Consider the following 26,834-nt stretch of genomic DNA (forward strand, 5'->3'; position numbering starts at 1 on the left):
AGGCGCCTGAGCCCTTACCACGCGATTCCGTATTTCAACTTACCCTTTACTTCGAGCCTTTACTCTTGTTCACCATAGCCGCAATAACGCCTTTTGCCTCATCGCCCTGAAGCATTTCGGCAAACAGCGCCAGGTCTTCCTTGATCACCTGATGCAAAGGCTTATTGATGGATTCTCGCATCAATCGTTTACTGGCTTGCAATGCGCGAGGAGGTTTCTTCGCCAATATCGCCGCCATATTACGCGCGGTGGCATCCAGCTCTTCACGCTCGACAACCTTGGCCACCAGGCCTATTTCCAGCGCTTCCTGAGCCAGCATGGGCTCACCCAGCAATAGCATCCGCGCGGCACGCTGATAACCGATCCACGCAGGTAGCAGCTTGGAGGAACCCGCTTCTGATGCCACCCCCAGATCCACAAAAGGAGTAACCAATTTGGCATCCGCGGACGCCACCACCAAGTCCATATGCAACAACATGGTGGTGCCTAGGCCCACCGCATTACCCTGCACCGCCGCAACGACCACCTTGGGGAAATCATGAATGGCCTGAATGAAATGGGCGGCCCCGCCGGCCTCACCCGGTGTCGCGTTGAGGAAATCCACCAAGTCGTTACCCGCACTGAAGGACTTTCCCTCACCACGGAACAGCACGACATGAATAGCCTCATTCTGCTCAGCGGCTTTCAACAGCTTAACCAGATCCCGATACATGGCATTTGTCAGCGCATTCAACTTGTCCGGCCGGTTCAGGGTAATTTCCATTACCGATTCGGTGTTATTCACCAGAACCAGATCACTTTCCAGTGTCGGCATCGTCACAACAGCTCTCCCAGTATTTTTCTTTAGTACTTAACCGCAATCCGCATTACCGTTAACTATGTATCCGGTAAGGCGGTGCATAGGTCGTAGGCAAGCAAGGCTAGCGGGCGCACCACAACCTGCCAAGGGTGAATAACGACAAAGACAATTAAAAAACGTACCTTCGTCGCGATCCCTACATTGAAACGGGTTACTTACAACCCTTTGCGTCGCCTCGTACCCCGAGTGTTCACTATAACAAGCCATACACAATTACTGACTGGCCTCAACACTGCCACCGCCCTCAGACAGCAAAGTTTGCGCCTGAGTGCGTAACAGCGACTGATAGCGATGGGCTAGCTGCTCCACCGGCTGCAAACGGACCCTGTGATCCCCCGCACAGACGACCTGAGCCTTCTCTGGTTGGTAGAGCGCTTTCACATCTAGCTCGGCCAGGGTCAACTGGCTATCCGGCACATTCAGACGACCGGGCACGCCGGCCACACATAAAGCCCAAGCTTCCTCCTGATCCGGCTCCGCGGTTACCAATGCCTTGAACTCGAGAGAGATTTTTCCCGCTTGTTTACGCTGCGGCGCCAACAAGCGCACCACACGCAGAAACAATAAGCCCGCACACAAAGCCGAAAACGCCGCTTGAGAAACCGGGGTTTGATAGAAATACAAACCCGCCTGTTTGCCAATTACCGGCCCTTGATGGCCTCCGTAAAGGGTTGCCACCTGGTCCAACAGTTGCTGGTATTCCGCCAGCACCTCTTTCAGAGCGTCTTCAGTGTAGCGTTGCTTGATATGGGGAAAATTCACAACACTAAGGCGCAGCTGGGCCTGTATTTTTTCCCCCTCTGGCACCGTCCATTTCCCCATTGGCGAGGCCGGGGCACCCATAGGCTGAAACAGAGACGGTGAGTCCATAGATTTCACCGTCTCAGTGGTCCCTGGTTGGACTGGCAAAGGCCGCAGGCGCTGCTGAATCAGTGCCGCGGCTAACCGAAGCAGCAGCAGACTCAACACCGCCAGCACAAACCCCGCTTCAATCTGTTTGCGCGGCAATAGCGCATCGTTACCCAGTAAGATCAAGGTACCCGCCAATTCACCGTCCGGTAGGGCCGCCGGCACCGTGACGCGCAGCGAGGAGGTTTTCCTACCGCTCGCTCCCACGTTATCTCCAGCCGTATTTTCGAAACGGATACCCGCCACCGGTTTCAGCTGTACGGTTTCCCGGCCAATCAAGTTGATGCTAATAGAGTCGTCGCTGGCCAGCGCCTCTGCCGCACGACGCGCCGTTTGTTCGGCTAGTGCCTCCAGCTGCACTTTACGCTCCTGCTCCAGGCGGGCAGAAAAATGCTCAAGAAAATAAACGCCGACCACCAGCATCGCTAGCAACATTAGAATCAGCTCACGTAGCAAACTCCGTTGCTCACGGATCCATGGCCGCCATTGTTCCCACAGGGACATAAATTCGGTTTCCATATCTTGGCGCCAAGGGCTCACTCACTGCGCGCTCCGGGTGACCTGCAGTGACACCGGTTGCCCCGTGCCGTCTTGGGCTCACTGTCATCATTATGATTGCGGCAGCAGTATACCGTGCTCAGCAGAACAGGACTTGTCCCATTAACGTACTCGTATGACGCTGGGGCCGCTTTCAAGCACAAGAACCTCCCTCTCAAGCCGCTATTTCTGCTACTCTTACATCGCCGTTTCGGCTCGAATACGACGCCGACTATCTAGCTAACATTTTTCACCTTCTGGCACTTTTTATTTTCTGGCACTGGGAGCCCACGCGTGCGCGAGATCATTCTGATCCAGGTATCTGGTAATGACCGGCCGGGTTTGACCGCCGCCTTCACCGGCATTCTTGCCCGTTATCGGCTCAACATTCTGGATATCGGCCAGGCCGTCATCCACGACACCTTGTCGCTGGGGATTTTGGTGGAAACGCCTCAGGATGCTGACTCTTCATCAGTCCTCAAGGATCTGCTTTTCGAGGCGCACAAGCTGAATATCAATGTGCGCTTCCGGCCCATCGACGAGGACCGCTACGAAGAGTGGGTCGCAGGCCAAGGCAAGGACCGCCATATCATCACCCTGCTAGCGCGCAAGATCACCGCCGAGCAACTAGCCGATGTCACCACTACCGTGGCCGACAATGGACTCAACATTGATAGTATAGCTAGGCTATCTGGACGTGTTCACCTAGAAGGGGAAGCCCTTAACGAGGACAACCGCGCCTGCATTGAAATTTCCGTGCGCGGCGAACCCCAGAACGGTGAGGCTATGCGTGCAGCCTTCCTGAGCATTGCCAACGAACGCAACTTGGATATCGCTTTCCAGCGCGACAGTGCCTACCGGCGCAACCGGCGCTTGGTGGTATTCGATATGGATTCCACCCTGATTCGCTCCGAAGTGATCGACGAACTGGCGACAGAAGCCGGCGTCGGCAAACAAGTGGCCGAGATTACCGAGCAGGCCATGCGCGGCGAGCTAGACTTTAATGAGAGCTTTAAAGCTCGCGTCGCCCTGCTTAAAGGCTTGGACGAAGGCGCCTTGGAACGAGTGCGTGAACGCATCCAGCTCACCGAAGGTGCTGAACGGTTAATCTCTACACTACGCGCCCTAGGCTACCGAACCGCCATCCTTTCCGGCGGTTTCACTTGGTTTGGGCAATGGCTACAAGAACTATTGGGGATTGATTATATCCACGCCAACGAGCTGGAAATCGAAAACGGCCAGGTCACGGGTCGGGTGGTAGGGCAGATCGTCAACGGCCAGCGCAAGGCGGAACTGTTAAGAGGTATCGCGGCTCAAGAAGGTATTAGCCTGGAACAGGTTATCGCCGTAGGTGATGGTGCCAACGACCTACCCATGCTTGGTGAAGCAGGCCTGGGTATTGCTTTTCGCGCCAAGCCCTTGGTCAAACAGAATGCGGAACAGGCCATTTCCACCCTAGGTCTGGACGGCATTCTTTATTTAATCGGGGTACGCGACAAGGACCAAGCGGAACTATTGAAGGGTAACTGAGAATAGCTGAAACTCGATCGCGCTCGCCAGCTTAGGCCTGTGACTATAAGTGTAAGAGGCCGCGCCCATGTTTTGGGCGCGGCCTCTTACGTTGCACAATCGTCTTAGCGTTTTTCACACGTTATCCGCTATCAATACATTACGCCGACTCAGGAATCTCAAGTACATCCATGGGGGGCTGCAGGTAATACCCCTGCAAATAATCCACACCGCCCAAGGTCCACAACGCCTGCATCTGCGCCGCAGACTCAACAAACCCAACCACGGTTTTACGGTTGCCCTCTCTCACCTTTTGAATGATGGCAGTAAGACGCTCACGACCTTCCGCCTTGGACAGCTCCTGGGTAAAGGACCCTTCAAACTTCACCATGGTGACAGGAATATGCTGGAACAGCTTGAACGGATCTAACCCGCCACCAAAACGGCTAATAGAAATACCACACCCCAACGCTTTGACCTTCTCGGCAAAGGCGCCCGCCTGTTTCAGGTAAGTGGCCGCATCTGCTTCGCTAAACTGGAAAGTCACCCGAGACCCGTCCATCTTGGCCGCGCGCATGGCCTTGGCTAGCCAATCGACTAGGGTCGCGTCAGCCAGAGAGGCACCGTTAAGGTTCAACACCAGATTTACCGGTTCGCTGAAAACCGACGCTGCCCGCATGGCGTTAAGCACCACCCAGCGGTCGATTTTACCCACCAAACCCTGCTCGGCAGCCACCGGCATAAACTCTGTCGCCTCCATGTCATCACCCTGTTTCTGGGGCAAATTAACGAACACTTCAAAGGTATGGTCGGATTGGTCTTCCAGGCACACCAGTGGCTGATAACGCAAGCTAAATTTGGCCTGTTCCAGCGCTTGGCGCACCTGCATGGTTACCGCTTCGGAAGAACCCGCTGCCACGTCATCCATGGGATCGTGAACCTTAACACTGCTGCCTTTGCCCCCGTTTTCACGCTGGGCTTGATTACAGCATTTCAGCGCGGTGGTGAGAATCCCCTGACTGCTACGAGCATCTTCACGCACAAAGGACACTCCCACACTGGCAGTAACATGAACGGTCTTAGCGGCAACTTCTGGCATCAGGCTTTCGATACCCGCACGCAGGTTTTCCGCCATCTCTGCCGCTTCCTCCGTATCGTCAACCGGCTGCAAAATCGCAAAATCCTCACCATCCACTTTGGCCAACCGTGCCTCACCCACCTCCGCACGTAGCCATTCGGCCACGCTTTTCAAGATGCCATCCGCGCCATCAATACCCAACTCAGACTGATGATGCTCAAAGTCATCCAGACGCAAATACAACACGGTAGCCAGCCGTCCTTCGTTAGCGGCCAGTGCCACACTTTCATCTAGGCGATCCATAAACCAGCTGCGACTGAACAACCCGGTCACTTGGTCTTTCTGGCTCATTTCCTGGAGCCGTTCTTCCATTTCGCTTTCATTCACACCCGTGGTGCGAATCACGATTTGGGTGCAAGCCTCACCGTCATAGGTGCTGGCTGAAAAAGTGAAGGTGGCGTCAAATTCGCCTCCCTCAGTGTTCACTCCCTTACACTCCAGCTCCTGGGTCTGGCTCTCATCTTGCGCGCGGCTGCGCAGCAGCTGCTTAAGTTTGGCATGGTCCGAGGCCGAGACCATATCCATAATCGGCACGCCGGCCAAATCATCGGCACTCTCATAACCAAACATTTCAACGTAATTATCATTCGCGTGAATATGCATGCCATCCAGCACATAGGCGATGGCATCACGGCTCTGGTCCATCAGCAGCGACAGACGCTTCTCGGCATCGTGAAGTGCAATTTCAGAATGTTGCAGCTCTTTACGCAGACGAAGATTCTCAATGACTCTGTCCACCATCAGAGATAACAATTCACGATCATCATTTGGCACGACACCACGGGCACCCAACGACATGCCCACTTTAATGGTATCGGCACTGAAATTATCTTCGAGAAGGATCACGGGAATCGCTTTACCCAAGCGATTGAGGTGACTCATGGCATTTTCAAAACTGCTATCGCCGAACGTGGGGCGACACAGTATTAGTTCCCAGGCACCGCCTTTCAAGGCCCGCAACAGATCATCCTCACCCAACGCCAATTGCGCCCGGGTTGCGCGGCCAGCGTTGCGCAGGCTATTCATCAACTGTTCAGCTTCATCCTGTGACTCATGGGCGATCAGAAGACGTAAATTATCCAGGGCATAGCTCATGGGGCGATGACTCATACAGTTTTCTTACGGCCCACCATTGTGCCTGACTACCCTGCCTTGGCAACCATCAAAGAGAGTGCAGAAAAAACGCCGCACTGCAGCCGTTATCCGACTCGCAGACCGCTAATGAAACATTACGACTCAACCGTGGGGGCATAGGCATTTCGCGACATCCTGACAACAATATCGTTGTTGTTACCCTAATAGCGGATATGGACAACAATCCGTGAAGCCGAATTATCAATAAGATTGCCTGATTCCACACCTGCGCCTACAAACTGGACCAGATGAAGTCTAGAGCATCATCCTCTTCCGAGGGATTAATCGGCGCCGGCGTAGCCAGATCCTTAAACGGATACTGGTTGAACCCGGATACGCTCTGGATACTGCGCAGCAATTGCACCCTACGCAGCTCTTCTCCCTCCAGCAGCTCGACTTTCATGCCCTCATTAAAGCCCACCGTAGGCAACAACAAGGTTGCTGGCTGCCCAGTAGCAGCCAGTTCAGACAGAATCACACCGCGCATATAGTCACTGTCGACCCCTAACTTGCGCAGCGCACGCGCGGCCACAGGGCGCCCACCTGGGGCCAACAACTCCACGCCGAAGCGCGCACCATAGTTCGGCAACTGCGTCACCCAGCGGACCACCGCCACAGACCAATCACTGTCTGGGCAGTCACGCAGGGCCAGCAATTCTCCTGTGCGCATCAGGCTCGGTGTATTGCCCTGCCAAGACAGGCAATAGCCGCCCGGGCTCACATTGACTTTCTGGCAGTGATAGCTCACAGGCAAGGGCGTTTCTTTACGCTGCCCACCCGTCTTCACGTTCATCTCAATAGCTTCATCAGCATAATGGGACTGATAGGCCGTGGCCCAAGGGTCCGCATTTTGCTGTTTCTGTTTAGTGCTCTTCTTGATGTTGGCCAGGAAGGGGTTGCTCTCGTCTTCAGACCGCAACATCGACAGACTGCCCCGCGCCACAATCGTTTCGAAAGCGACTTTGTTAGACAGAAAGTAATGCACCCCCACCAAACCAAAACACAACTCCACTTCACCGCTTTCCGGCATCCGCTTAAACGCCCGCTCGGTCAAGGCTCCCCACACCTGCTGCAGGTGGTTAAGCAGCCTTTCATCCAGGCTTTTGGGAACGATCAGCGTGCTCTCATCAGAGGCGGCCAACCAACCAGCAATGGCTTCTACCAAGCGAGAGGAATCAATATAACGCCAGCTCTGTGATGCCTGGGACGCATGGGTACGATAAATGGGGGGGCGATCCGCCTGCAGATCAAAAACGAACAGGTCATCCTCATCACTGGCAGTGCTGATTTCAATCAGCGGTGCCCAAGCGAATGCAGCCTTGTAGATCCCCGCCAGTTCCTGCTGGCGCAACTGGTTAGGTTTTGCCGTAGCCAGTAATAGGCAACGGGCATAAGCAGATTCAATACTGCTTTCGACTTCGCCATCCAACACTGCAATACCACTGATGCCCTGCTGTTGAGCCAACAGAAACAGTTGATGGAGCTCCAGCCACAAATTGCTAGGGCTGGGCAAATAGAGTTGGTAGCAACGCAACAATGTATCGCCTAGGGCCGTTACCGCCCGATGAATAGCAATTGCCACCGCTCGCCTTACGGCTTTGTCCTTGATCTTACGAATGCCTCGCACCGCCACCAGCTTATAACCATTCGCTAGGTGCCCTTGCAGGGCCTGGGCAAGGCTGGCCACACGACGAGCCTTCTCGGGCAATACCAGTGACTGGTTCAGGTAATGTTTTTGTAGCGACTCGCTGACTTGAAGAATCGATGGGCGCACAACTTCCAGTAACTGAAAGCGGAGTTTGGAATCAATCTGGAGCCGGTTAAGTTCCTGAATAAACTTATACAACTGGCGAGCAGTTTCTCCCATATTCATGATTGGGAGAGACTCAACCCACTGTTCCAGCTTTTTCGGCTGAGCAGCGCCAAGTGTCAGGTGCGGCAGATCCTGCTCAGGCAGTTTCAATCGCACCGTCGGGTCTGGTTGCTCCATGAAGGCAATCCTTATCTTGGCCACACCTCGGCCACTGTCATTATTTGATATTAATTATTTTTACTTATGTGCCCTATGTCACATTACCCTACGATACTGTTGCAATTCTGTAAACGCCATGGAGACCTAGACGTACGGTGTTCATTGGCCGGCAGGCAGCAGGCTACTAGCCCGCTAATACCGTCTTGGCGGGCTCCCCAGGCTCTTCCCGCGTTAGCCTGGGGACCAGGAAACCCGGCAGTCGAGCACGCAAGGCCGCATGGATCTCCCTGGCGGCTTCATCAGACACCGCGAAATGCGCCGCTCCTTGCACCGCATCCAGCTGGTGCAGGTAATAAGGCATCACCCCAGCGTCAAATAATCTGTCGGACAGCTCTGCCAGCGTGTCGGCCCGGTCATTCACTCCGGCCAGCAGCACGCTCTGGTTGAGCAGGGTGATGCCAGCACTACGCAAGTCCCGACAACGCTCTACCAGCGCCGGGCTAATTTCGCGGGGGTGATTACCATGAAGCACCAGCACGGTCTGCCAACGACGCCATGTCAACAGCGCTTTTAGCCCCACCTCTAGCCGCTCGGGGATCACCACGGGAGTGCGGCTATGAATCCGTAACCGACGCAGGTGCGGAATGCTCTCCAGGGCATCCAGCAATTGCTCAAGGCGCTGATTACTCAAAGTCAGAGGATCTCCACCACTGAGTATTACCTCATTAATATCCGGCCGGGCCGCTAGCCACTCCAGGGCCTGCTTCCAACGTTTGCCGCTCAGATGTGTCTGGTAGGGAAAATGACGCCGAAAACAGTATCGGCAATGCACCGCACAAGCCCCGGTGACCACCAACAACGCCCGCCCATGATATTTGTGCAACAACCCCGGCACCGCCGTATGTTCAGCTTCATCTAGCGGGTCAGCACTAAACCCGGGCTGCGCTACCATCTCATCGGCCACACTCAATACCTGACGCAACAGCGGATCATGGGGGTTGCCCCGCTCCATCAGTGCCACGTAGCTACGCGGTACCCGCAGAGGGAAATCCGTGGCCGCCGACAACGCATCCGGCAGGCTCTCCACCGGCAGATCAAGCATCGCCAATAGCTCTGCCGGGTCGGTTATCAGGTCCGCCTGCTGGCGCTGCCAGCTGGGCAACTCCCAACCAGACGCTTCCTGCGTTATCATGAGGGTCTGTTGATGTTTCATCTGCGTCTCTGCTGGAGTTTCATTTTTTCGCCCGGCAAGGCGGAGTGAGTGCAGCATAGTCATGCTTATGTCAGCGACCGACAATACAGCTGGGCGGAAAAAGGGGCCCAGTTCTTCGGGTTGCGCCTGCACGCTCGCCACTCGTCGTTACACGTCGCTCATTTGATGCAACCAAACATCTCTTCCTTTGCCTAGATTGGCGAGCGTGCAGGCGCAACAGAGATGCAGATGAAACATCAACAGACCCTATCAACCGCTCAAGTTGCATACATCAACTCTTTGGAAAAGTTTTATGGCCAACTATTCTACCAGCGAATTCAAGTCTGGCTTGAAAGTGATGCTCGATGGCGATCCCTGTTCCATCATCGAAAACGAATTCGTCAAGCCGGGCAAGGGTCAGGCGTTCAGCCGCGTAAAGCTACGCAACCTGCGTAACGGTAAGGTTTGGGAACGTACCTTCAAGTCTGGTGACTCCTTGGAGGGTGCTGACGTAATGGACGTTTCCATGCAGTACATCTACAGCGACGGCGAATTTTGGCACTTCATGGACCAAACCTCCTTCGAACAGAAGCAAGCCGACGAAACCGCGGTTCGCGACGCCAAGCAGTGGCTCAAGGAAGAAGACATCTGCGAGGTTACTCTTTACAACGGTGAGCCCTTGTCCGTTAGCCCCCCCAATTTTGTTGAGTTGGAAATCATCGAAACCGACCCAGGCCTCAAAGGCGACACCGCCGGCACCGGTGGAAAGCCCGCCACACTGAGCACCGGCGCAGTGGTACGTGTCCCGCTGTTCGTACAGACCGGTGAAATCGTCAAAGTCGACACCCGTACCGGCGATTACGTGGGCCGCATCAAACAGTAGCCATGAGCAACTGGCAGCCCACCGCCTCTTTGCAGGCCATCAAGGCGCGCGCTGAACTACTAAGCACAGTGCGCGCCTTTTTTGATGCCCGCCAAGTACTGGAAGTGGACACCCCGCAGCTGGCCCGTTACGGCGTCAGCGACCCACACATCCAGTGTATTGCCGTGCCCGGCTACGGTTATCTGCAAAGCTCGCCGGAATACCATATGAAGCGTCTGCTCGCCGCTGGCAGTGGGCCTATATACCAGCTGTGCAAAGCCTTCCGCGAGGGCGAGGCTGGGGGGCGCCATAACCCTGAGTTCACCATGTTAGAATGGTACCGGCCCGGTTTTTCCCTGAATCAGTTAGTTAGCGAATGCCTAGCGTTGTTTGCTGAACTGTTTCCCGGCATCAGGGCAAAGAAATACCCCTTTCGTGACCTGTTCAAGAACATTACAGGCTTGGACCCACTTACCGTCGATGACGCAGAGCTAATCCATTACGCGGTATTCCACGGCGCGCCTACTGGCCTGAACAAAACCGCCGCGGTGGACTATCTGATGGCCACTCAGGTGGAAACGGCCCTCCCTGCCGAACAACTGTCTGTGGTGACCGACTTCCCCGGCTGGGCCGCTGCGCTGGCCCAGACCCATAAGGACAAAGACGGTGCCATCGTGGCCAAGCGATTCGAGGTTTACTACCGGGGCCTGGAGCTGGCCAATGGCTACCAGGAACTCACTGACGCGCAAGAGCAGTCACAGCGCTTTCAACGGGACAATGCTCTGCGGCTCGAACAAGGATTGCCCCCCATGGCTCCCGATGCTTATTTGCTCGACGCCATGACATCCGGACTTCCAGAATGTAGTGGTGTCGCCGTTGGCGTTGAGCGGCTACTCATGGCCCAGCAGCCGCCCCTGACCATCGACCAGGTGCTGACGTTCCCCCACCCAAGAGCGTAACGTCGCCCTCTCGCTTTTTGCTTAGTCATCGAACCCAACACAAGGAACGCTTGGCCATTGTGATAAAGTAGCCATCAATGTCCGAACCGGTAAGCACTATGCATCTGTACCTCCTCGTCGCCTGTGACCGCCTTGATGAAAAGCAGGAAAAAAAGCTCAAGCGAAACCTGCCCGATTTGCAAGCAGCCCTACAGGCCTATGCGGACGCTAACGAAGGCGTAACACTGATAAATGAATGTGAGAGCGAGGGCTGCGAAGACTGGCACCTGGGCATCTCTCAGCCGGTGAAGAAAAAGGCTCAACTCAAGCTTCCGGTGAATCTTTTCAACGATCTTGCCCGGCAATACAACATTGATTGCGAGGTGGGCGCCATCGAGAATGAGCGCTTTGATCCGGTCAGTTATTTTGGCAAAAACGAAGGGCAAGGAGATGCGTTTTTGATTGGTGAGTACCTGGGCCTGTAGCCCGCTTCAGCTTTTCCGATTTTGCTGTATCGTGCCGCCAGCCATACGCTTATCGCAAAATAAAACCATCAGAAAGTCATAAAAAAACCGCGCCCAATTTCTGCGCACGGCCTCTTTTTATTTAGCCCGTACCGCTCCCTGCGTTGCGGCTGTTAACTTTTTGCTTACAACGGCATTTCACCCTACCGCCGGCGGCACTACGGAATTGGCTCGCCCGGCAGTTTCCGCAATCAGCTCACCGATGCGATCAATCACCGATGGCGGAAAATCATGGCCCATGCCGGGAATAATAACCAGCTTGGCACCGCGAATAGCGCGGGCAGATGCCTTGCCACCGGCAGGACGAATTAACGGGTCAGCGCCGCCATGGATCACCGTGGTCGGGCATTGGATCTGCTTCAAGGTTTTGCTTAAAGAACCGGTGGCCGTGATCGCCAGAAACTGGTTGCGGATACCTCTCGGGTTAATGCCTCGCGCCCAGGCAGCCCGATACATGGCCGCCAGCTCCTCCTTACCCTGGGGCAAGGTACCGGCCAGCTTACTCATCATTTCCAAGCCGAAGGTAACGAACTGCTCTTCGGTTTCCACTTTCACGCGCGGGGCAATTAAAACTCTTAACGCCGAGGGTTTCGGCGGTGGCAGTAATGAGCTGTTATTACTGGACATGATTGAGGTGAGGGACAGCACCCGCTCCGGGTGAGTGCCCGCCATCAACTGGCTGATCATCCCGCCCATGGAGGCACCAACAAAATGCGCCCGCTCAATATTTAATGCATCTAGCAGGCCCACCGTATCGGCAACCATATCGTGCAAGGTGTAAGGGCTCTCCACCGGCAGACCGATTATGCGGCGCAGGATCGCCGACACCGGCCCCTGCTTTATCGGCTTGCGGATTTGGGTGGATTTACCCACATCACGGTTATCAAACCGGATCACCCGATAGCCTTTTGCCGCCAACGCATCCAGCAAGGTATCCGGCCAGAACACCATCTGCGCCGACAGCCCCATGACGAAGACCATGGGCTCCCCGTTTTCCGGACCACGGCTCTCATAAAAAAGCTCGATGCCATTACTCGCGACCGTACCTGACTGCATATGCGTACCCTTTATGCTCGCCTATTCTTGTGATGCAGTGTCGAAACCGAGCCACCGCCAATAGATCAACATAAAAAAGGGTGCCTCAAACCTCAAGCGCCAGCATGAGAATTACGCGGCGATTGGCCTGTTCGGCGGTTCAAACCGTGATTGCCCGCCACAACATATCAAACAGCACACCGTGCTGATCTGCCATACGCCCAGGCCGACCACGCAACAGGTGCATCTGAGCAATACGCAACAACACGCCATAGAAGAAATCCAACAGGATCGGAGCCGTCACCTGATCATTCAGAATGCCCGCCTCCTGGCCTTCTCGTAGCCCGCTGAGAAAAAGCTCCGTGAGCCGTTGCTGCCCCGAGGTAGTATCACTGCCCCAGCGACCCGGATAAACCGAATTGATCATCATACGGCCCATTTGCGGGTTGCGGTCAAAGAAATCCAGCACCACCCAAAACACCTTGCTGAGCCGGTCACGAAATGTATCGATACCGGCAAGGTGATCCAGCATGCGCTCGGCCAGCTGCTCCAGGCCATGATGCAAGCAGGCGTTAAGTAGTGCTTCCTTACTGCCCAGCCTCTCATCCCCGTAATACCGATAAATCGTTTGCAAACTGCAGCGGGCCGCCCGAGCTATCTCCTGCAACGTCACTTGATGGAACGCCGAATCGGCAAAAACCTGCACCGCAGCCCACTCAATACGCTCTCTTACCACCGGATCCTGCCGGGACAATGCCATTGTTCCAATACCTTTTTGCATAATCAGACCCTACGCTCTCTGATTATTCATTCGCCTAGCCAATGCCTATCTGTAATCCATCTTACACCCATGTCGGACAGTGTCTCCTCGGCAATTGACTCAACCAGTGCAGCCTTCTAGGCTCCACCCACGTTATCACCAATGAATGTCACATTAGGTGTAAAACAGATTACACCGTGACCGGCACCCTGCAAGGAGTCTGCAATGCCTGTTCGCAAAATGAAGCTGGCTGGCCGTGGCGGCCGCGTCGCCATCGTAGATGGTCTGCGCACCCCGTTTGCTCGCATCGCCACCCATTACCGAGATTTGAATGCCATCGATCTAGGCGCAATGGCCGTCAAGGAGCTGATGGCCCGCAATAACCTGAGCCAAAATGAAATTGAGCAGCTGGTGTTCGGGATGACGGTGATGATTCCCGAAGCCCCCTTTATTGCCCGCGAGATCGCTCTGGCGCTGGGCATGGACACGGTGGATGCCTACTCCATTACCCGTGCCTGTGCCACCAGTTTCCAGACCACCGCCAGCGTGGCGGACAACATCGTTGCCGGTTACACCGACATGGCCATTGCTGGCGGGACTGACTCCACCAGCTGCGCTCGAATTCCCTTGTCTGCCAAGCTAAGCGCGGTACTGCGCGATGTGAGCTTCGCCAAAACCCTAAAAGATCGCATCAAGCTGCTTAGCCAGCTCAAAGCCCGCGACCTGCTTCCCCAAGCCCCGTCTATCACCGAATACTCAGTGGGGGAAACCATGGGCGAGAGCACCGAGAAAATGGTGAAAAAATGGGGGGTTAGCCGTCAAGAACAAGACGATCTAGCCCATGCTTCCCACAGCAATGCAGCCCGCGCCTGGGCCGAAGGCCGTCTGGATCGCCAGGTGATGACTGCCCATTTACCCGATGGCAGCGCCTTGAAAGATGACAACCTGGTGCGCAAACAATCCGAACGTGAGAGCTACAGCAAACTCAATCCGGTGTTTGACCGGGAGACCGGTTCCGTTACCGCCGGCAATAGCAGCCCCCTCACCGATGGTGCCGGCGCCCTGTTGATGATGAGCGAGAAAAAGGCCGCCGCACTGGGTTACACCCCGCTAGGTTATATTCGCTCCTATGCCTTTGCCGCCCGCACGCCCCAGGACGACCTATTAATGGGCCCGGTACTGGCCGCCCCCGCCGCCATGACCCGCGCCGGGCTCACCTTGAGCGACCTGACCCTGGTAGACATGCACGAAGCGTTTGCCGGCCAAGTAGCCTGCAACCTGCGTGGCTTGGCCGATGACGACTATGTACGCAGCCAGACTGGGCTCGCGGCTCTCGGCGAAGTAGATCGCAGCAAGCTCAACGTCAACGGCGGCTCCATTGCCTACGGCCACCCCTTTGGGGCCACCGGTGCCCGAGTCATCAGCCAGACCTTACACGAACTGCAACACCGCGGCGGCGGGCTGGCGTTAACCACTGCCTGTGCCGCCGGCGGTATCGGCGCCGCCATGGTGCTGGAAACCGAATAACCCGCGTTAGCCACATTACTTAGCGCACCACACAACCACCCACAGGAACAGACCCATGTTTAACCTACTGATGAATTGGATGCGGGATAACAAGATCCTGCCACAGATTTCCGATACCGAACGCCAAGCGCTAGAAGCCGGCGACGTGTGGATCGACGGGCAATTTTTTGGCGGCAAGGTCGATTTTGAAAAAATCCTCGCTGAAAACTACGACACCCTTCCCGAACACGAACAAGCCTACATTGATGGCCCTGTGGAAGAACTGCTGAGAATGGCCGACAGCTACGCTCTGTCGCGCACCCGCAAACTGCCCGATCATCTGTTTACCTTCATGGCAGAGAATGGCTTCTTCGGCATGCAGATCGCCAAAGAGTACGGCGGCAACCCCATGTCCACCCAGGCGAAGTCCTGCATTATGGCCAAAGTCAGCTCTCATTCAGGGCTCATCAGCGCCATGGTAGTGATTCCCAACTCCCTCGGGGCAGCGGAACTCCTCGGCCATTACGGCACCGATGAGCAAAAGCAGTATTACCTGCCAAAGCTGGCCAACGGCGAATTCATTCCCTGCTTCGGCCTCACCGAGCCCACCGCCGGCTCTGACGCGGCGTCCATCAAGGCGGAAGGCGAAGTATTCAAAGACAGCGACGGCGAGATCAAATTCAAACTTAACTTCCGCAAGCGTTACATCACCCTTGCGCCGGTTTCCAACCTGATCTCGCTGGCCGTGCGCCTGCACGACCCGGAAAACCTGCTGGGCAAAGGTGAAGACGCAGGCATCACCGTCGTGCTACTGGAAAAAGGCTTGGACGGGCTGCATATCGGCGACCATCACCAACCCATTGGCGAGCACTTCCCCAACGGCCCCATTGTCGGTCGCGATGTAATCGTACCCGCCAGCAATGTGTTGGGGGGCGTGGAACACACCGGCATGGGCTGGAAGATGTTAATGGAAGCTCTGGCAGGCGGGCGCATGGTGTCACTGCCCGCCACCGGCATTTGCGGCATTCGCCATGGTGCCATGATCGCCGGCGCCTATTCCATGGTGCGCCAACAGTTCGGCATCCCCGTGGGCCGCATGGAAGGTGTGGAACACAAGATTGGTAAAGCCGCCGGCATGACCTACGCCTTTGATGCTGCCCGCGTGTTTGGTTGCTCCGCCGTGGACAAGGGTATCCAGCCCCCTGTGACCTCCGCCATCATGAAGGCCTACTCTACAGAAATGGGACGCGATACCGGCACCGACGCCATGGATGTGACCGCCGGCTACGGCGTCATGCAGGGCCCCAACAACACCATGGGTCGCCTTTACAACTCGGCCCCGGTGAGCGTCACCGTGGAAGGGGCCAACATCATGACCCGCACCCTGATGATCTTTGGCCAGGGCGCCACCCGCTGTCACCCCTACGCTTACAATGTAGTGCAAGCCGTGGAAAACGACGACGCTGACGCCTTCCGTAAAAACCTCACCGGCTGGATGATCCAGTTCTTGCTGGGCTTCGTTATGAGCCTGGTACGCGGCGTCACCCGCGGTTTCTTGACCGTAAAAGTGCCCAACGTGGAACCAAAAACGAAAAGCATTTATCGCCGCCTGGGCTGGGCCGCCACCCGCTTCGGCCTGCTCACTAACCTGGCCATGTTCTTTGTCGGCGGGAAACTGAAAGCCCGTGGCAACCTGACTGGCCGTTATGCCGACGCCGTTGCCTGGTTGTACATTACCACCTCGGCGCTGCGCCGCTTTGAAGCGGAAGGCCGCAAGGCAGAAGATCTGGCGCTCGTGCAATACGCTGGTGAATACGGCCTCACCCAGATCCAGCAGGCCTTCGAAGGCATCTATGAAAACTTCGACGGCCCGGTGGGCGTGATATTGAAAACCATTGGCCGTATCGGCTTGGGTCTGAACCCGCTGGCCAAGCTACCGAACGATCAGCTTAGTCACCAAGCCGCGCAAGCCCTGCAAAGCTATGGCGACCAGTACAAACGCTTAGTTGGCGGCAACTACATGCCAGAGGAAAGCGATCAAGGACTGGGACGCCTACTCAAGGCCTTCCGGCTGACCACCGAAGCCGAACCAGTACGTGAAAAAATTCGGGCGGCGCAAAAAGCTCGCAAACTAGGCAAAGGCAAAGTAGAAGCGTTGGCCGCCGAGGCCGCTTCACTGCAGCTAATTTCCGACGCTGAGCTGGCCACGCTGAACGCCGCTACCGAAGCGTGCCTACTGGCCATCGAAGTGGATGTCTTCACTAAGGATGAGTACTACGGAGCAGGCGGCATACCCGCCATGAGTGCCACCGGTGATGGCGGCCTGCAACCCGCCGCCAACTCCGAGCCGGCAAAGACTTCCGGCGAATAACCGGCCGTCCTCACGGGCCAGTGCCAACTGGCCCGATCAACCCTGCCAATACGCCCCCTCACTCGCTAGTGTTGGGGCGCCATAACACAACAACGAACCAGATAACGGACAAACTATGAGCCTTCAAGCCCGCCTCATCAAAGCCGTGACCAAGCGCACCATCAAACGCTCCGGTCTCAACCAAGACCAACTAGTACGGCATCTGCGTAAGGTATTCAACGAAACCCCTGTTCTGACCCTATTACCCCGTGGAGTAAAACTCAGTCGCGTGGAGCACCCCGCTTTTACCGGTGATCGAATCAGCGTGCAGCGTCCAGAAATGGCGGTGCTTTACCTGCATGGCGGCGCCTACATTGGCGGCATCACCAAGACCTACCACAACTTAGCCGGGCGGTTGGCAAAAAAATTAAACGCTGAGGTATTTTTACCCGTCTATCCGTTTGCCCCAGAGCATCCTTACCCGGCCGCAGTGAATCGAGTCATGGAGGCCTACGAATACCTATTAAGCCTAGGCAAGCAACCGCAGGATATCGTTATTGCCGGCGATTCCGCCGGTGGTGGGCTCACCTTGGCCACGCTGCTGCATATCCGCGACAAAGGCCTGGAACAACCCCGCTGCGCGGTGACATTTTCGCCCGCCAGCAACGCCTTTCCTGACGACAGTATCCTGGAGGCCCTAGACCCCAGCGATGCGATGCTGTCTGCAGACATCATTCGCACTGCTATCGAGATCTATACCCCCAACCCAGAAGACCGCAGCCAGCCCTACGCCTCCCCCTGCCTAGGAGACTACACCAACATCTGCCCGCTACTGATCACCGCCAGCACCGACGAACTGCTTTATGCGGATGGCAAGCGAGTGAAGCGCGTGGCGGAAAAGGCGGGCGTCAAGGTGACATGGATAGAGCGCCCCGGCGTATTCCATGTATGGCCGGTCATGGTGCCCTTCCTGCCAGAGGCGAACAAAGACCTGAAACGGATTGTCGCATTCATTAAAGAAGCATAGGCGCGAGCGCTTAAGGCGATAAAAACCAAGCCCGCAGTGCTCCAACCCTGGTTGAAGTTTTCGGCATTAATCATTGAACGTTTCTGTCATTGCTCTGCCGCCTTCAACCTTTTTTACTTGCGTTTACTCACAAGGAGGTGGCATGAGCGACTTACTGCCCCGTATTCACCCAGACGATTACTGCAACGAAGACCTACCGACCCTCAGCCAACCCTGGTGGCAAACGTTGCCGTCCAGCTTTCACAGCATGCCGGATCATTTCCTAGCAGATAACGATACCAGCTGGCGCATCAGCAGTACCGCGGCTGTCGATACAGTGGCCCGTACCGGCCTGGCCTTAATGGCCGGCGTGGCTGCTCTGCCTGCCACGCTCAACGCCGCACGACTCAACGACGAGCGGGCGCTTACAGATTTCTATCGCCCCTTCCTAGCTGAGAGCGATCCCAATACTTTTTTCACACCGCCCACCGTATCGGCAAAAATCAAGCACACGCCGGTATCCAGTTACCATTTTCAACCGGAAGACGGCGACGCCCATACCCTACATTTCACTTCGCCTTTTGTGCCTAAAAACCCGGACCTAAGGGAGCGTTATCTGGACCATACCCGTAACGGCACCGCCTGGGCGCAGCACTGGCGTCACCACGACGGCCCACGCCCTACACTGGTGATGATTCATGGGTTTGTGGCCGACCCTTACTGGCTGAATACTCGCTGGCTGGCGCTGCCCTGGTTCTACAAGCAGGGCTTCGATGTGCTGCTCTATACGCTGCCGTTCCATGGCCGGCGCAAAAGCCGTTTCGCTCCGTTCAGTGGCGCCGAGTTTTTCAGCCAAGGCATGGCGTTACTCAACGAAACCTTTGCACACGCTATTCATGACTTGCGTTTGTTCATGCAAATGTTACGCGAACAAGGATCACCGGCCATCGGCGCCACCGGCATATCACTGGGCGGTTACACTACTGGCTTACTGGCCGCACTAGAAAAAGACTTAGCCTTTGCGATCCCCAATGTGCCGTTGGTCAGCGTGATTGATTTGATGAAGAGCTGGTTCCCGATCAACCAACAAGTGAAGCTGCTAAACCGCATCTATGACACCGATACCGCAGGCCTTCGTGAAATCACCGCCCTGCACTCGCCCCTAACTTGGCCCTGCCAAATACCGCAAAGCGGGCGCATGATTATCGGCGGTGCCGGCGACCGATTCGCTCCTCCCAAACATAGTCACCTGTTACGCCAACACTGGAACAACTGTGATGTGCATTGGTTCCCAGGCAACCACCTGCTACATCTGGATCAAGGCTTATACCTGAAAGCCATGCGGGACTTTATGCGCCAGGCGTTTGCCGCAAAAGGGGTGAGCTAAGCACCGGAAGCCCGCAAACACCACTTGTTTTATAGGAGCACGTGGCTTTCGCGTGGCAAACCAGACTCGGCGTCCTAGCGGCTTCGATGAAAATGCTAGGGCGCTTTGGGGGTATCCGTCTTGAACAAGTGCGCGGTACCCGCCCCGCAAGAGACCACCGTTTTCATCATGCTTTCCACACCGATTTCTGGATGCAGCTCCACCAGTGATGCATCTAGGTGGTAAATGAATCCGCTGGTGGGGTTGGGCCCAGTGGGGACGAACACAGTGACGTGACCATCCGCGTGCCGGGACGTGACCAGCGCAGTAACAGACACGTCCGTATCTCTCCCATAGAGCCACACCCGCGCCACCTCGCCCCGGCTGAATGGGCTATCTGCGCTACTCCCCATCAACTGGGCAATCACTTCACGGACAGTGGTGTATCCGGGTAAGCGAGTCATCACATGTTCTTCCCACTGCTGCCAGGCCCAGCTTCCCACTCGGGTTGCCACCAGAGTGCCAACTAGAAAACACAGCACCATGACCGCCAGCACCGATAGCCAATCTGCGACAAACTTTGGCAACCCGAAAGCACTGATAAACACTGAGGTAAAAGGAGAAATCAGCTCGGTCACGGTCTGATAAATCCATTTGAAGAAGAACACGATAATGGAAATCGGCAACAGGATGGTGAGCCCACCCAGCAGCGACTTACGAATAAAAAACCAGATACGGTTGTTAGCGCTCATCGGCGGAGAATTCCTCTATTATTTCGGCAAGCGAGCCTGCCCACCAGCTCATACGCGCCTGTACAAGCCTAGGCTCAATCCCGACGTGCAGGCTCTTCGTACCAAATGCGGTTGATAAACAGACAACGCTCGCCAGCAGGGGTTCGCACCTCCACTTCGTCATCCACCTGTTTCTTGAGCAAGGCTCGCGCCAATGGCGCATCAATACTGATATAGCCTCTTCCCGCATCGGTTTCATCTGGCCCCACCAACCGGTAGGTTTCAGTGTCCCCTGTGTCATTTTCCAGCTCTACCCAAGCACCAAAGAACACCCGACTTTGGTCTTCCGGCACCCGATCCACCACCGTCATGTCATCCAGGCGCTTGCTAAGAAAACGCACCCGCCGATCAATCTCCCGCAGCTGTTTCTTGCCGTAGATGTATTCTGCGTTCTCCGAGCGATCGCCCTGGGCCGCCGCCTCCTGCACCGACTGGGTGATCTCAGGGCGCTTCTGCTTCCATAAATATTGCAGCTCATCGTTGAGCTTATGGTATCCCTCAACGGTGATGTACTTGGAGGCAGGTTTGCCCTTCGGTCGCCAGCGGCCCATGGGTTATACCTCGAAGATCCGGTGCAATTCGCGCAGCCCCTTGAACTCCAAGGTGTTGCCAGAAGGGTCCTGAACAAAGAACGTTCCTTGCTCCGCGGGCTGCCCCGCGAATCGCTCACGAGGCTTAAGCAGAAACGGCCACTGGTGCTGGTAAATCCGCTCCACTAGGGCCTCCCAGCGGGCAAAGCTGAGCACCACGCCAAAATGAGGCATCGGCACTGGATGGCCGTCCACCTCACTGTAGCCCTGGATCGGCGTTAAATTTTCGCCTTTATGCAAGGAGAGCTGATGTCCGTGCAGGTCCACATCCACCCAGTTCGGAGCATCGCGCCCACGACGCCCACCCAGCACGCGGCAATAAAAATCCGCAGCGTCTTCCAGATCATTCACCAGAAAAGCCAAATGAAAGGCCGGTTGTTTTTCCATCGTCTACCGCTCTTGCTAAACTCACGTGATTCAGCCTGATGCCAACACATCCATAGGCGTGTTGTTTGTAATGCGATTGGATGCATTGAAAGTTCAAAAGCGCGCAGCCCAGAAAGCTAAGATGGCATTGGCATGCTTCGCGTTTTAACGTTGAACTAGCTTACCCCAGCACCAGGCGCGCCCATACTACTAGAGGAACCCTGCGCATGTCTGTCACCCGTGCTTCCTGGCCCGCCACACGTATGCGCCGCATGCGCCGCGATGATTTTTCCCGCCGCCTGATGCGCGAGCACACCCTCACCGTTGACGACCTGATTTACCCGGTGTTTGTACTGGAAGGCAGCAATCAAATCGAAGCCGTTCCCTCCATGCCCGGTGTGGAACGTAAAAGCATTGATCTGCTGGTGGAAGAAGCCCGTGAGCTGGCCGATCTAGGCGTTCCCGCCATGGCCTTGTTTCCAGTCACCCCAGGCGATATAAAAACCCTCGATGGCCGTGAAGCCTGGAACCCTGAGGGGCTAGCCCAGCGTGCCGTGCGCGCGATCAAGGCAGCCGTTCCCGAGATGGGAGTCATCACTGACGGCGCCTTGGATCCGTTCACTACCCACGGCCAGGACGGCATCATTGATGACAACGGCTATGTACTCAACGACGTGACCGTGGATGCACTGGTCAAGCAGGCCCTATCCCATGCCGACGCCGGCGCCGACATGGTTGCCCCTTCAGACATGATGGATGGCCGCATCGGGGCCATTCGCGATGCCCTGGAAGCCCACGGCCATATCCACACCCGTATCATGGCCTACTCTGCCAAGTACGCCAGCGCCTACTATGGCCCTTTCCGCGATGCGGTCGGCTCCGCCGGCAATCTCGGCAAGGCGGACAAGACCACCTATCAAATGGACCCAGCCAATTCCGATGAGGCGCTGCATGAGATCGCCTTAGACCTGGCGGAAGGCGCCGACGTGGTAATGGTGAAACCGGGCATGCCTTACTTGGACGTGGTCCGCCGAGTGAAAGACGAATTCAAAGTCCCTGTGTACGCCTATCAAGTGAGTGGCGAATACGCCATGCACATGGCCGCTTTTCAAAACGGCTGGCTGGACCAAGACAAAGTGATGATGGAATCCTTGCTGGCATTCAAACGCGCCGGCGCCGATGGCATCCTCACCTACTTTGCCAAAACGGCAGCGCAAGCACTGAAAAAACAGCGTTAACCGAAGGCGACACGCGCTTCAATGTAAGCAAAACAGGAACGACCCGTGCTTGCCGTTCCTGTTCTGCCTGCCTTTTTAACACCCTGTGGCCTGCCTATTGATCGTGCTCGGCCTTTCGGTATCCGCCCTAACCTGCGACCACCGAAATCCGCACCCCGGCGAAAAAGATATACCCTCCGAATTTTTTGTTTTTTTGTCTCCTACCGAATTTACTTCCTCCTACAGCCTTTCCTTAGCAGCCTTTCCTTAATCGCGATAGTCTTAGTCATGGCTCGTCACGGACAAACGGGCCCAACAGCCGAATCGCCGATTCATTTTCCGGCTGTCATTACTGCGTAACATTAATGTCATGGAATAGGGCCTACATGCCGGCTCCAGTCAGGACGACACTATGAATGCTTTATCCAATGAACAGGGTGACAACGAGCACAATGTCATTGATTCCAGCAACGGCGAGTTCAGTAATCCGGACTATTATTTGAACCGGGAACTTAGCTTGCTGCAGTTCAATCTGCGTGTGCTCGAGCAAGCCTCGGATGAAAACCACCCATTGATGGAACGGCTGAACTTTTTATTGATTTTTTCCAGCAACATGGACGAGTTTTTCGAAATTCGCGTAGCGGGTTTGAAGCACAAACTGGAAACCCATACCGGGCAGCCCGGTCCCGATGGCCTGCTGCCCGAAGAGCTGCTGGAATCCATCAGCGCCATTACGCACGAAGCGGTAGAGCGCCAGTATCGTATCCTCAATGACGTACTACTCCCTGCCCTGCGTGAAGAAGGTGTGGATTTTCTGCGCCGCGAAGATTGGACCGAAGCCCAAATCGAGTGGGTAAAGAAGTATTTTCGCGAGCAGATATATCCGGTTCTCACTCCAATCGCGCTAGACCCTTCGCACCCCTTCCCACGCTTGGTAAACAAAAGTCTGAACTTCATCGTACCCTTGGACGGCAAGGATGCGTTCGGTCGCTCCACAGGGCTCGCCATTGTACCCGCACCCCGGTCCCTGCCCAGGCTCATTCGCATCCCCGATGAAATCAGTGAAAGCGGTGACGATAACTTCGTTTTCCTCTCCTCCATGATCCACGCTCATGTGTCCGACCTGTTTCCAGGCATGAAGGCCACCGGCTGTTACCAGTTCCGAGTAACCCGCAATGCGGACATGGAAGTGGACGAAGAAGCAGAGGATTTGGCCAGCGCCCTGAAAGGTCAGCTGCTATCACGCCGCTATGGAGACGAAGTGCGCCTGGAAGTAGCCGACAATTGCCCACAGCACCTGATGCACTATCTGCTAGAGCAGTTTGAGCTTACCGAAAAAGACCTGTACGAAGTAAATGGCCCGGTAAATCTGGCCCGCATGTTCACCAGCGTAAACCGGCCGCGTCTGCACTACCCACCCTTCACCCCCAAATTAGCGCCAGTGGTGAAAAAGAGCGAAACCATTTTTGATGCCATCGACCAAGGCGATATCCTGCTGCATCACCCCTATGAGTCCTTTCAGCCGGTGATTAACCTGCTGGCCGAAGCCGCCCGCGATCCCAAAGTGCTAGCCATCAAGCAAACGCTATACCGCACTGGCACCAAGTCAGAAATCCTCGACCATTTGGAAACCGCTGCCCGCAATGGCAAAGAAGTCACCGCCATTGTCGAGCTCCGCGCCCGCTTTGATGAAGAGTCCAATATTGAAGGAGCCCGCCGCCTACAGGAAGCCGGCGCCATCGTGGTCTACGGCGTGGTGGGTTATAAAACCCATGCCAAAATGCTTCTGGTGGTGCGCCGGGATGGTGACGGCATCAAACGGTATGTGCATCTAGGCACCGGCAATTACCACACAAAAACGACCAAGCTATACACAGATTATGGCCTGATGACCTGCGAAAAGAGTATGGGCCAGGACGTGCACAAGATATTTCAGGAATTGACGGGTATGGGTAAGGCGGCCCGGCTGAAGCAGCTCAAGCATTCGCCGTTCACCCTACACCCCTCGATTATCGAGTGGATCGACTTTGAAACCGCACAAGCCCAGGCCGGTAAACCTGCACGCATTATTGCCAAGTTCAATTCCCTGACAGAAAAAAATATCATGCAGGCCCTGTACCGGGCCAGCCAAGCGGGCGTGGAAATCGACCTAATCATACGGGGCATATGCTGCCTGAGGCCCGGAATTCCTGGCCTGTCGGAGAACATTCGCGTGCGTTCTATTATCGGCCGCTTTCTGGAACACACCCGCATCTACCATTTCCACCACGGCGGTGACGAACTGGTGTATTGCTCCAGCGCCGACTGGATGGAGCGCAATCTGTTCAACCGTGTGGAAACGTGTTTTCCGATCAATGACCCCGCTCTCAAGGCACAGATCTTGGAGCAGGGCCTGCATATCTATTTGCGAGACAACTCTCGCGCCTGGGAACTGCAGCCAGACGGCCACTACCAGCGGGTGCAACCACAAAACGGCGAAGAGCATTTCATTGCCCAACAGAGCCTGCTCGATACACTAGGGGGATGAACAGCTTCTAACTTTAAAGGGGTTGCGCCGGCTAAAGCGCGCCCCCCCATTTTAAGGCTATTTTCCTCATCGCTAGCGGCTCGCAGCGATTCCTTTCACGCCAACACCAGCTGGTACCCTGCCGCCTGAAAGTAATCGAGTTCCTGCTCCAGGTCCGCTTGGGTAAGCGGGTGCTGCTCCAACCAGCCAACCGGAAAGGTAATGGCAAGACGATTACCCGTTGCCTGCACGTGAATTTCAGGCACCTTTTCATCACTACGGGCATGGTGCAACCGCACCGCTAAACGCAGTACCAAACATAGTCGCAGCAAGCAGGTTTGTTCATCCTCCGGCAATTCCGCCAGCGCAGCCAAGGGCACCTTGCGACGATGACCGCGCACCATCAACGCCACCATTTGCTGCTCCTGACGAGAAAAACCGGGCAGATCCGAGTTAGTCACCAGATAAGCACCGTGTTTGTGAAACTGGCTATGAGACACCGCCAATCCCACCTCATGGAGCAAACAGCCCCAACGGAGCGTATCCGCGGCCTCGTCTCCCTCGATCTGCCAATCACTGGCTACCTGCTGGTATAACGTCTGGGCTGTGGCACACACTCGCTCTGCTTGGCTGCTTTCCACATGATGGCGATTCATCAGCGCTTGAATACTGCGATCACGCACATCCTCGTGACCAAAGCGCCCCAGTAAGTCGTACAGTAACCCTTCACGTAAAGCGCCACTGGAAACATCCATTTGTTCAATGCCTAACTGCTCGAAAATGCCGTACAAAATGGCCAGACCAGAAGCAAAAATAGGCTGTCGATCCTCACGTAACCCCTTCAATCCCAGCTTGTCTGCGGCACCAGCTTTAATCACCCGTTTACGGGCTTTTTTCATCCCTTCCATGCTAATGCCGAATTCCGACCAACCGTTCTCCACACACACAAGGCTGATTGCCTTGATCGTGCCCGAGGCCCCCACCACCTGCTGCCAGCCAAGGCGCTGATAATTGGCATGGATTGATAACACTTCCTGGCGTGCCGCCGTCACCGCCCGATCAAAGGCTTTTTCCGTGATCTCGCCATTGGGGAAAAAACGCTGGGCAAAGCTAACACAGCCCATATGCAACGACTCGGTTTCCGTGGATTCAAACCGCTCACCAATGATCAGCTCAGTGGAACCACCGCCAATATCCACCACCAGCCGCTGCCCAGCGTCATCAGCCAAGGTGTGGGCCACCCCCAGGTAAATCAGCCGCGCTTCCTCTCGTCCGGCTACCACCTCAATATCGTGGCCCAACACGGCTTCCGCGCGGCGGATAAAATCCCGGGCATTACGGGCTTGGCGCAGGGTATTGGTCCCCACCACCCGCACGCTACCGCGTGGAATTCCGGCAATCCGTTGGGCAAACCGGCCAAGGCACTCCAGCGCCCTCTCCACTGTTTCCTCATCCAAGCGATTTTCCCGGTCTAGGCCGGCCCCCAATTGCACCTTCTCCGACAACCCGTCGAGAATCTGGATTTCTCCCTGCGCTTGTCGGGCTACCACCATATGAAAACTGTTCGACCCCAAATCAATGGCAGCCAGATGTTCGCCATGCTCCATAGTCACTCCTTCTTTTGGGCCAATTCTATCCAAAAATCATGGCGTTACGATGTCATAGGCAGCGACTACAGCGATAATTAACGACCTCGCTTGAAATTCTTCACCCGCAACCTGATATTATTCATCATCACAGAGGCCGGTAAGCAACCGTGACAGGTCT

21 protein-coding genes are annotated in these 26,834 nt (G+C 55.7%); 10 read left to right on the forward strand and 11 right to left on the reverse strand.

Features of this window, described 5'->3' with window-relative positions; translation table 11 throughout:
* Positions 1 to 46 precede the first annotated feature (46 nt).
* Positions 47 to 814 (reverse strand): enoyl-CoA hydratase-related protein, encoded by a 768-nt coding sequence (locus ABO_RS12485; protein WP_041705107.1) that lies wholly within the window; start codon positions 812 to 814, stop codon positions 47 to 49.
* Positions 815 to 1,072: 258 nt separating this feature from the next.
* On the reverse strand, positions 1,073 to 2,287 hold the full coding sequence (locus tag ABO_RS12490; protein ID WP_232501272.1) for a hypothetical protein: 1,215 nt from the start codon (positions 2,285 to 2,287) through the stop codon (positions 1,073 to 1,075).
* 312 nt (positions 2,288 to 2,599) lie between these two features.
* Here ABO_RS12490 and serB point away from each other — a divergent pair, with 312 nt between their 5' ends.
* Positions 2,600 to 3,835 (forward strand): phosphoserine phosphatase SerB, encoded by a 1,236-nt coding sequence (gene serB, locus ABO_RS12495; RefSeq protein ID WP_011589716.1) that lies wholly within the window; start codon positions 2,600 to 2,602, stop codon positions 3,833 to 3,835.
* 139 nt (positions 3,836 to 3,974) lie between these two features.
* Here the strand turns inward: serB and ABO_RS12500 are convergent, their stop codons facing one another.
* From ABO_RS12500 to epmB, 3 genes are all read right to left on the reverse strand, one after another.
* Positions 3,975 to 6,062, reverse strand: coding sequence for an EAL domain-containing response regulator (locus ABO_RS12500; protein WP_011589717.1), 2,088 nt, complete (start codon positions 6,060 to 6,062; stop codon positions 3,975 to 3,977).
* Between the two features lie 256 nt (positions 6,063 to 6,318).
* Positions 6,319 to 8,076 carry a hypothetical protein gene (locus ABO_RS12505; RefSeq protein ID WP_011589718.1) on the reverse strand — a complete coding sequence of 586 codons (1,758 nt, stop codon included), beginning with the start codon at positions 8,074 to 8,076 and terminating at the stop codon, positions 6,319 to 6,321.
* A gap of 166 nt (positions 8,077 to 8,242) precedes the next feature.
* Entirely contained in the window at positions 8,243 to 9,271 is a 1,029-nt protein-coding gene (epmB, locus tag ABO_RS12510; protein WP_232501273.1) for an EF-P beta-lysylation protein EpmB, read from the reverse strand.
* A 292-nt stretch (positions 9,272 to 9,563) separates the two neighbouring features.
* Here epmB and efp point away from each other — a divergent pair, with 292 nt between their 5' ends.
* From efp to ABO_RS12525, 3 genes are all read left to right on the forward strand, one after another.
* Positions 9,564 to 10,133: an elongation factor P gene (efp, locus tag ABO_RS12515; RefSeq protein ID WP_011589720.1), complete on the forward strand. Its 570-nt coding sequence runs from the start codon at positions 9,564 to 9,566 to the stop codon at positions 10,131 to 10,133.
* Positions 10,134 to 10,135: 2 nt separating this feature from the next.
* Positions 10,136 to 11,071: an EF-P lysine aminoacylase EpmA gene (gene epmA / locus ABO_RS12520; protein WP_011589721.1), complete on the forward strand. Its 936-nt coding sequence runs from the start codon at positions 10,136 to 10,138 to the stop codon at positions 11,069 to 11,071.
* A gap of 77 nt (positions 11,072 to 11,148) precedes the next feature.
* The gene (locus ABO_RS12525) at positions 11,149 to 11,535 is read left to right on the forward strand and encodes a hypothetical protein (RefSeq protein WP_011589722.1); all 387 of its coding nucleotides are present in this window, start codon (positions 11,149 to 11,151) and stop codon (positions 11,533 to 11,535) included.
* A 177-nt stretch (positions 11,536 to 11,712) separates the two neighbouring features.
* Here the strand turns inward: ABO_RS12525 and ABO_RS12530 are convergent, their stop codons facing one another.
* Complete coding sequence (locus ABO_RS12530; protein WP_011589723.1) at positions 11,713 to 12,630, reverse strand: alpha/beta fold hydrolase; 918 nt, start codon at positions 12,628 to 12,630, stop codon at positions 11,713 to 11,715.
* A 139-nt stretch (positions 12,631 to 12,769) separates the two neighbouring features.
* Positions 12,770 to 13,390, reverse strand: a complete 621-nt coding sequence (locus tag ABO_RS12535; protein WP_011589724.1) for a TetR/AcrR family transcriptional regulator — start codon at positions 13,388 to 13,390, stop codon at positions 12,770 to 12,772.
* A gap of 204 nt (positions 13,391 to 13,594) precedes the next feature.
* On the opposite strand from ABO_RS12535, the gene fadI reads away from it, so the two are divergent.
* The 4 genes from fadI to ABO_RS12555 all read left to right on the forward strand — a co-directional run bounded on the left by fadI (position 13,595) and on the right by ABO_RS12555 (position 19,618).
* Complete coding sequence (gene fadI / locus ABO_RS12540; protein WP_011589726.1) at positions 13,595 to 14,896, forward strand: acetyl-CoA C-acyltransferase FadI; 1,302 nt, start codon at positions 13,595 to 13,597, stop codon at positions 14,894 to 14,896.
* Positions 14,897 to 14,951: 55 nt separating this feature from the next.
* The gene (locus ABO_RS12545; protein WP_011589727.1) at positions 14,952 to 17,246 is read left to right on the forward strand and encodes an acyl-CoA dehydrogenase; all 2,295 of its coding nucleotides are present in this window, start codon (positions 14,952 to 14,954) and stop codon (positions 17,244 to 17,246) included.
* Between the two features lie 115 nt (positions 17,247 to 17,361).
* Positions 17,362 to 18,252, forward strand: coding sequence for an alpha/beta hydrolase (locus tag ABO_RS12550; protein ID WP_011589728.1), 891 nt, complete (start codon positions 17,362 to 17,364; stop codon positions 18,250 to 18,252).
* 142 nt (positions 18,253 to 18,394) lie between these two features.
* The gene (locus tag ABO_RS12555) at positions 18,395 to 19,618 is read left to right on the forward strand and encodes an alpha/beta hydrolase (protein ID WP_011589729.1); all 1,224 of its coding nucleotides are present in this window, start codon (positions 18,395 to 18,397) and stop codon (positions 19,616 to 19,618) included.
* Between the two features lie 95 nt (positions 19,619 to 19,713).
* Here the strand turns inward: ABO_RS12555 and ABO_RS12560 are convergent, their stop codons facing one another.
* The 3 genes from ABO_RS12560 to ABO_RS12570 all read right to left on the reverse strand — a co-directional run bounded on the left by ABO_RS12560 (position 19,714) and on the right by ABO_RS12570 (position 21,365).
* Entirely contained in the window at positions 19,714 to 20,349 is a 636-nt protein-coding gene (locus tag ABO_RS12560; RefSeq protein ID WP_011589730.1) for a DUF502 domain-containing protein, read from the reverse strand.
* A 74-nt stretch (positions 20,350 to 20,423) separates the two neighbouring features.
* Positions 20,424 to 20,939, reverse strand: coding sequence for a transcription elongation factor GreB (gene greB, locus ABO_RS12565; protein ID WP_011589731.1), 516 nt, complete (start codon positions 20,937 to 20,939; stop codon positions 20,424 to 20,426).
* A gap of 3 nt (positions 20,940 to 20,942) precedes the next feature.
* The gene (locus tag ABO_RS12570) at positions 20,943 to 21,365 is read right to left on the reverse strand and encodes a VOC family protein (RefSeq protein ID WP_011589732.1); all 423 of its coding nucleotides are present in this window, start codon (positions 21,363 to 21,365) and stop codon (positions 20,943 to 20,945) included.
* Positions 21,366 to 21,571: 206 nt separating this feature from the next.
* Here ABO_RS12570 and hemB point away from each other — a divergent pair, with 206 nt between their 5' ends.
* Together hemB and ppk1 are read left to right on the forward strand one after the other, a co-directional pair.
* Positions 21,572 to 22,582, forward strand: a complete 1,011-nt coding sequence (gene hemB, locus ABO_RS12575) for a porphobilinogen synthase (protein ID WP_011589733.1) — start codon at positions 21,572 to 21,574, stop codon at positions 22,580 to 22,582.
* Positions 22,583 to 22,973: 391 nt separating this feature from the next.
* Complete coding sequence (gene ppk1, locus ABO_RS12580; RefSeq protein ID WP_011589734.1) at positions 22,974 to 25,088, forward strand: polyphosphate kinase 1; 2,115 nt, start codon at positions 22,974 to 22,976, stop codon at positions 25,086 to 25,088.
* A 95-nt stretch (positions 25,089 to 25,183) separates the two neighbouring features.
* On the opposite strand, the gene ppx is transcribed toward ppk1, so the two are convergent.
* On the reverse strand, positions 25,184 to 26,674 hold the full coding sequence (gene ppx / locus ABO_RS12585; protein WP_011589735.1) for an exopolyphosphatase: 1,491 nt from the start codon (positions 26,672 to 26,674) through the stop codon (positions 25,184 to 25,186).
* Between the last annotated feature and the right edge of the window lie 160 nt (positions 26,675 to 26,834).

It is taken from the genome of Alcanivorax borkumensis SK2, assembly GCF_000009365.1.
Classification (GTDB): Bacteria; Pseudomonadota; Gammaproteobacteria; order Pseudomonadales; family Alcanivoracaceae; genus Alcanivorax; species Alcanivorax borkumensis.

What these genes read in the sequence shown, in the direction of transcription:
- ABO_RS12485 (WP_041705107.1), bottom strand. Translation starts at nt 814, where the DNA reads ATGCCGACACTGGAAAGTGATCTGGTTCTGGTGAATAACACCGAATCG.
- ABO_RS12490 (WP_232501272.1), bottom strand. Translation starts at nt 2,287, where the DNA reads ATGGAAACCGAATTTATGTCCCTGTGGGAACAATGGCGGCCATGGATC.
- ABO_RS12500 (WP_011589717.1), bottom strand. Translation starts at nt 6,062, where the DNA reads ATGAGTCATCGCCCCATGAGCTATGCCCTGGATAATTTACGTCTTCTG.
- ABO_RS12505 (WP_011589718.1), bottom strand. Translation starts at nt 8,076, where the DNA reads ATGGAGCAACCAGACCCGACGGTGCGATTGAAACTGCCTGAGCAGGAT.
- epmB (WP_232501273.1), bottom strand. Translation starts at nt 9,271, where the DNA reads ATGAAACATCAACAGACCCTCATGATAACGCAGGAAGCGTCTGGTTGG.
- efp (WP_011589720.1), top strand. Translation starts at nt 9,564, where the DNA reads ATGGCCAACTATTCTACCAGCGAATTCAAGTCTGGCTTGAAAGTGATG.
- epmA (WP_011589721.1), top strand. Translation starts at nt 10,136, where the DNA reads ATGAGCAACTGGCAGCCCACCGCCTCTTTGCAGGCCATCAAGGCGCGC.
- ABO_RS12525 (WP_011589722.1), top strand. Translation starts at nt 11,149, where the DNA reads ATGTCCGAACCGGTAAGCACTATGCATCTGTACCTCCTCGTCGCCTGT.
- ABO_RS12530 (WP_011589723.1), bottom strand. Translation starts at nt 12,630, where the DNA reads ATGCAGTCAGGTACGGTCGCGAGTAATGGCATCGAGCTTTTTTATGAG.
- ABO_RS12535 (WP_011589724.1), bottom strand. Translation starts at nt 13,390, where the DNA reads ATGCAAAAAGGTATTGGAACAATGGCATTGTCCCGGCAGGATCCGGTG.
- fadI (WP_011589726.1), top strand. Translation starts at nt 13,595, where the DNA reads ATGCCTGTTCGCAAAATGAAGCTGGCTGGCCGTGGCGGCCGCGTCGCC.
- ABO_RS12545 (WP_011589727.1), top strand. Translation starts at nt 14,952, where the DNA reads ATGTTTAACCTACTGATGAATTGGATGCGGGATAACAAGATCCTGCCA.
- ABO_RS12550 (WP_011589728.1), top strand. Translation starts at nt 17,362, where the DNA reads ATGAGCCTTCAAGCCCGCCTCATCAAAGCCGTGACCAAGCGCACCATC.
- ABO_RS12555 (WP_011589729.1), top strand. Translation starts at nt 18,395, where the DNA reads ATGAGCGACTTACTGCCCCGTATTCACCCAGACGATTACTGCAACGAA.
- ABO_RS12560 (WP_011589730.1), bottom strand. Translation starts at nt 20,349, where the DNA reads ATGAGCGCTAACAACCGTATCTGGTTTTTTATTCGTAAGTCGCTGCTG.
- greB (WP_011589731.1), bottom strand. Translation starts at nt 20,939, where the DNA reads ATGGGCCGCTGGCGACCGAAGGGCAAACCTGCCTCCAAGTACATCACC.
- ABO_RS12570 (WP_011589732.1), bottom strand. Translation starts at nt 21,365, where the DNA reads ATGGAAAAACAACCGGCCTTTCATTTGGCTTTTCTGGTGAATGATCTG.
- hemB (WP_011589733.1), top strand. Translation starts at nt 21,572, where the DNA reads ATGTCTGTCACCCGTGCTTCCTGGCCCGCCACACGTATGCGCCGCATG.
- ppk1 (WP_011589734.1), top strand. Translation starts at nt 22,974, where the DNA reads ATGAATGCTTTATCCAATGAACAGGGTGACAACGAGCACAATGTCATT.
- ppx (WP_011589735.1), bottom strand. Translation starts at nt 26,674, where the DNA reads ATGGAGCATGGCGAACATCTGGCTGCCATTGATTTGGGGTCGAACAGT.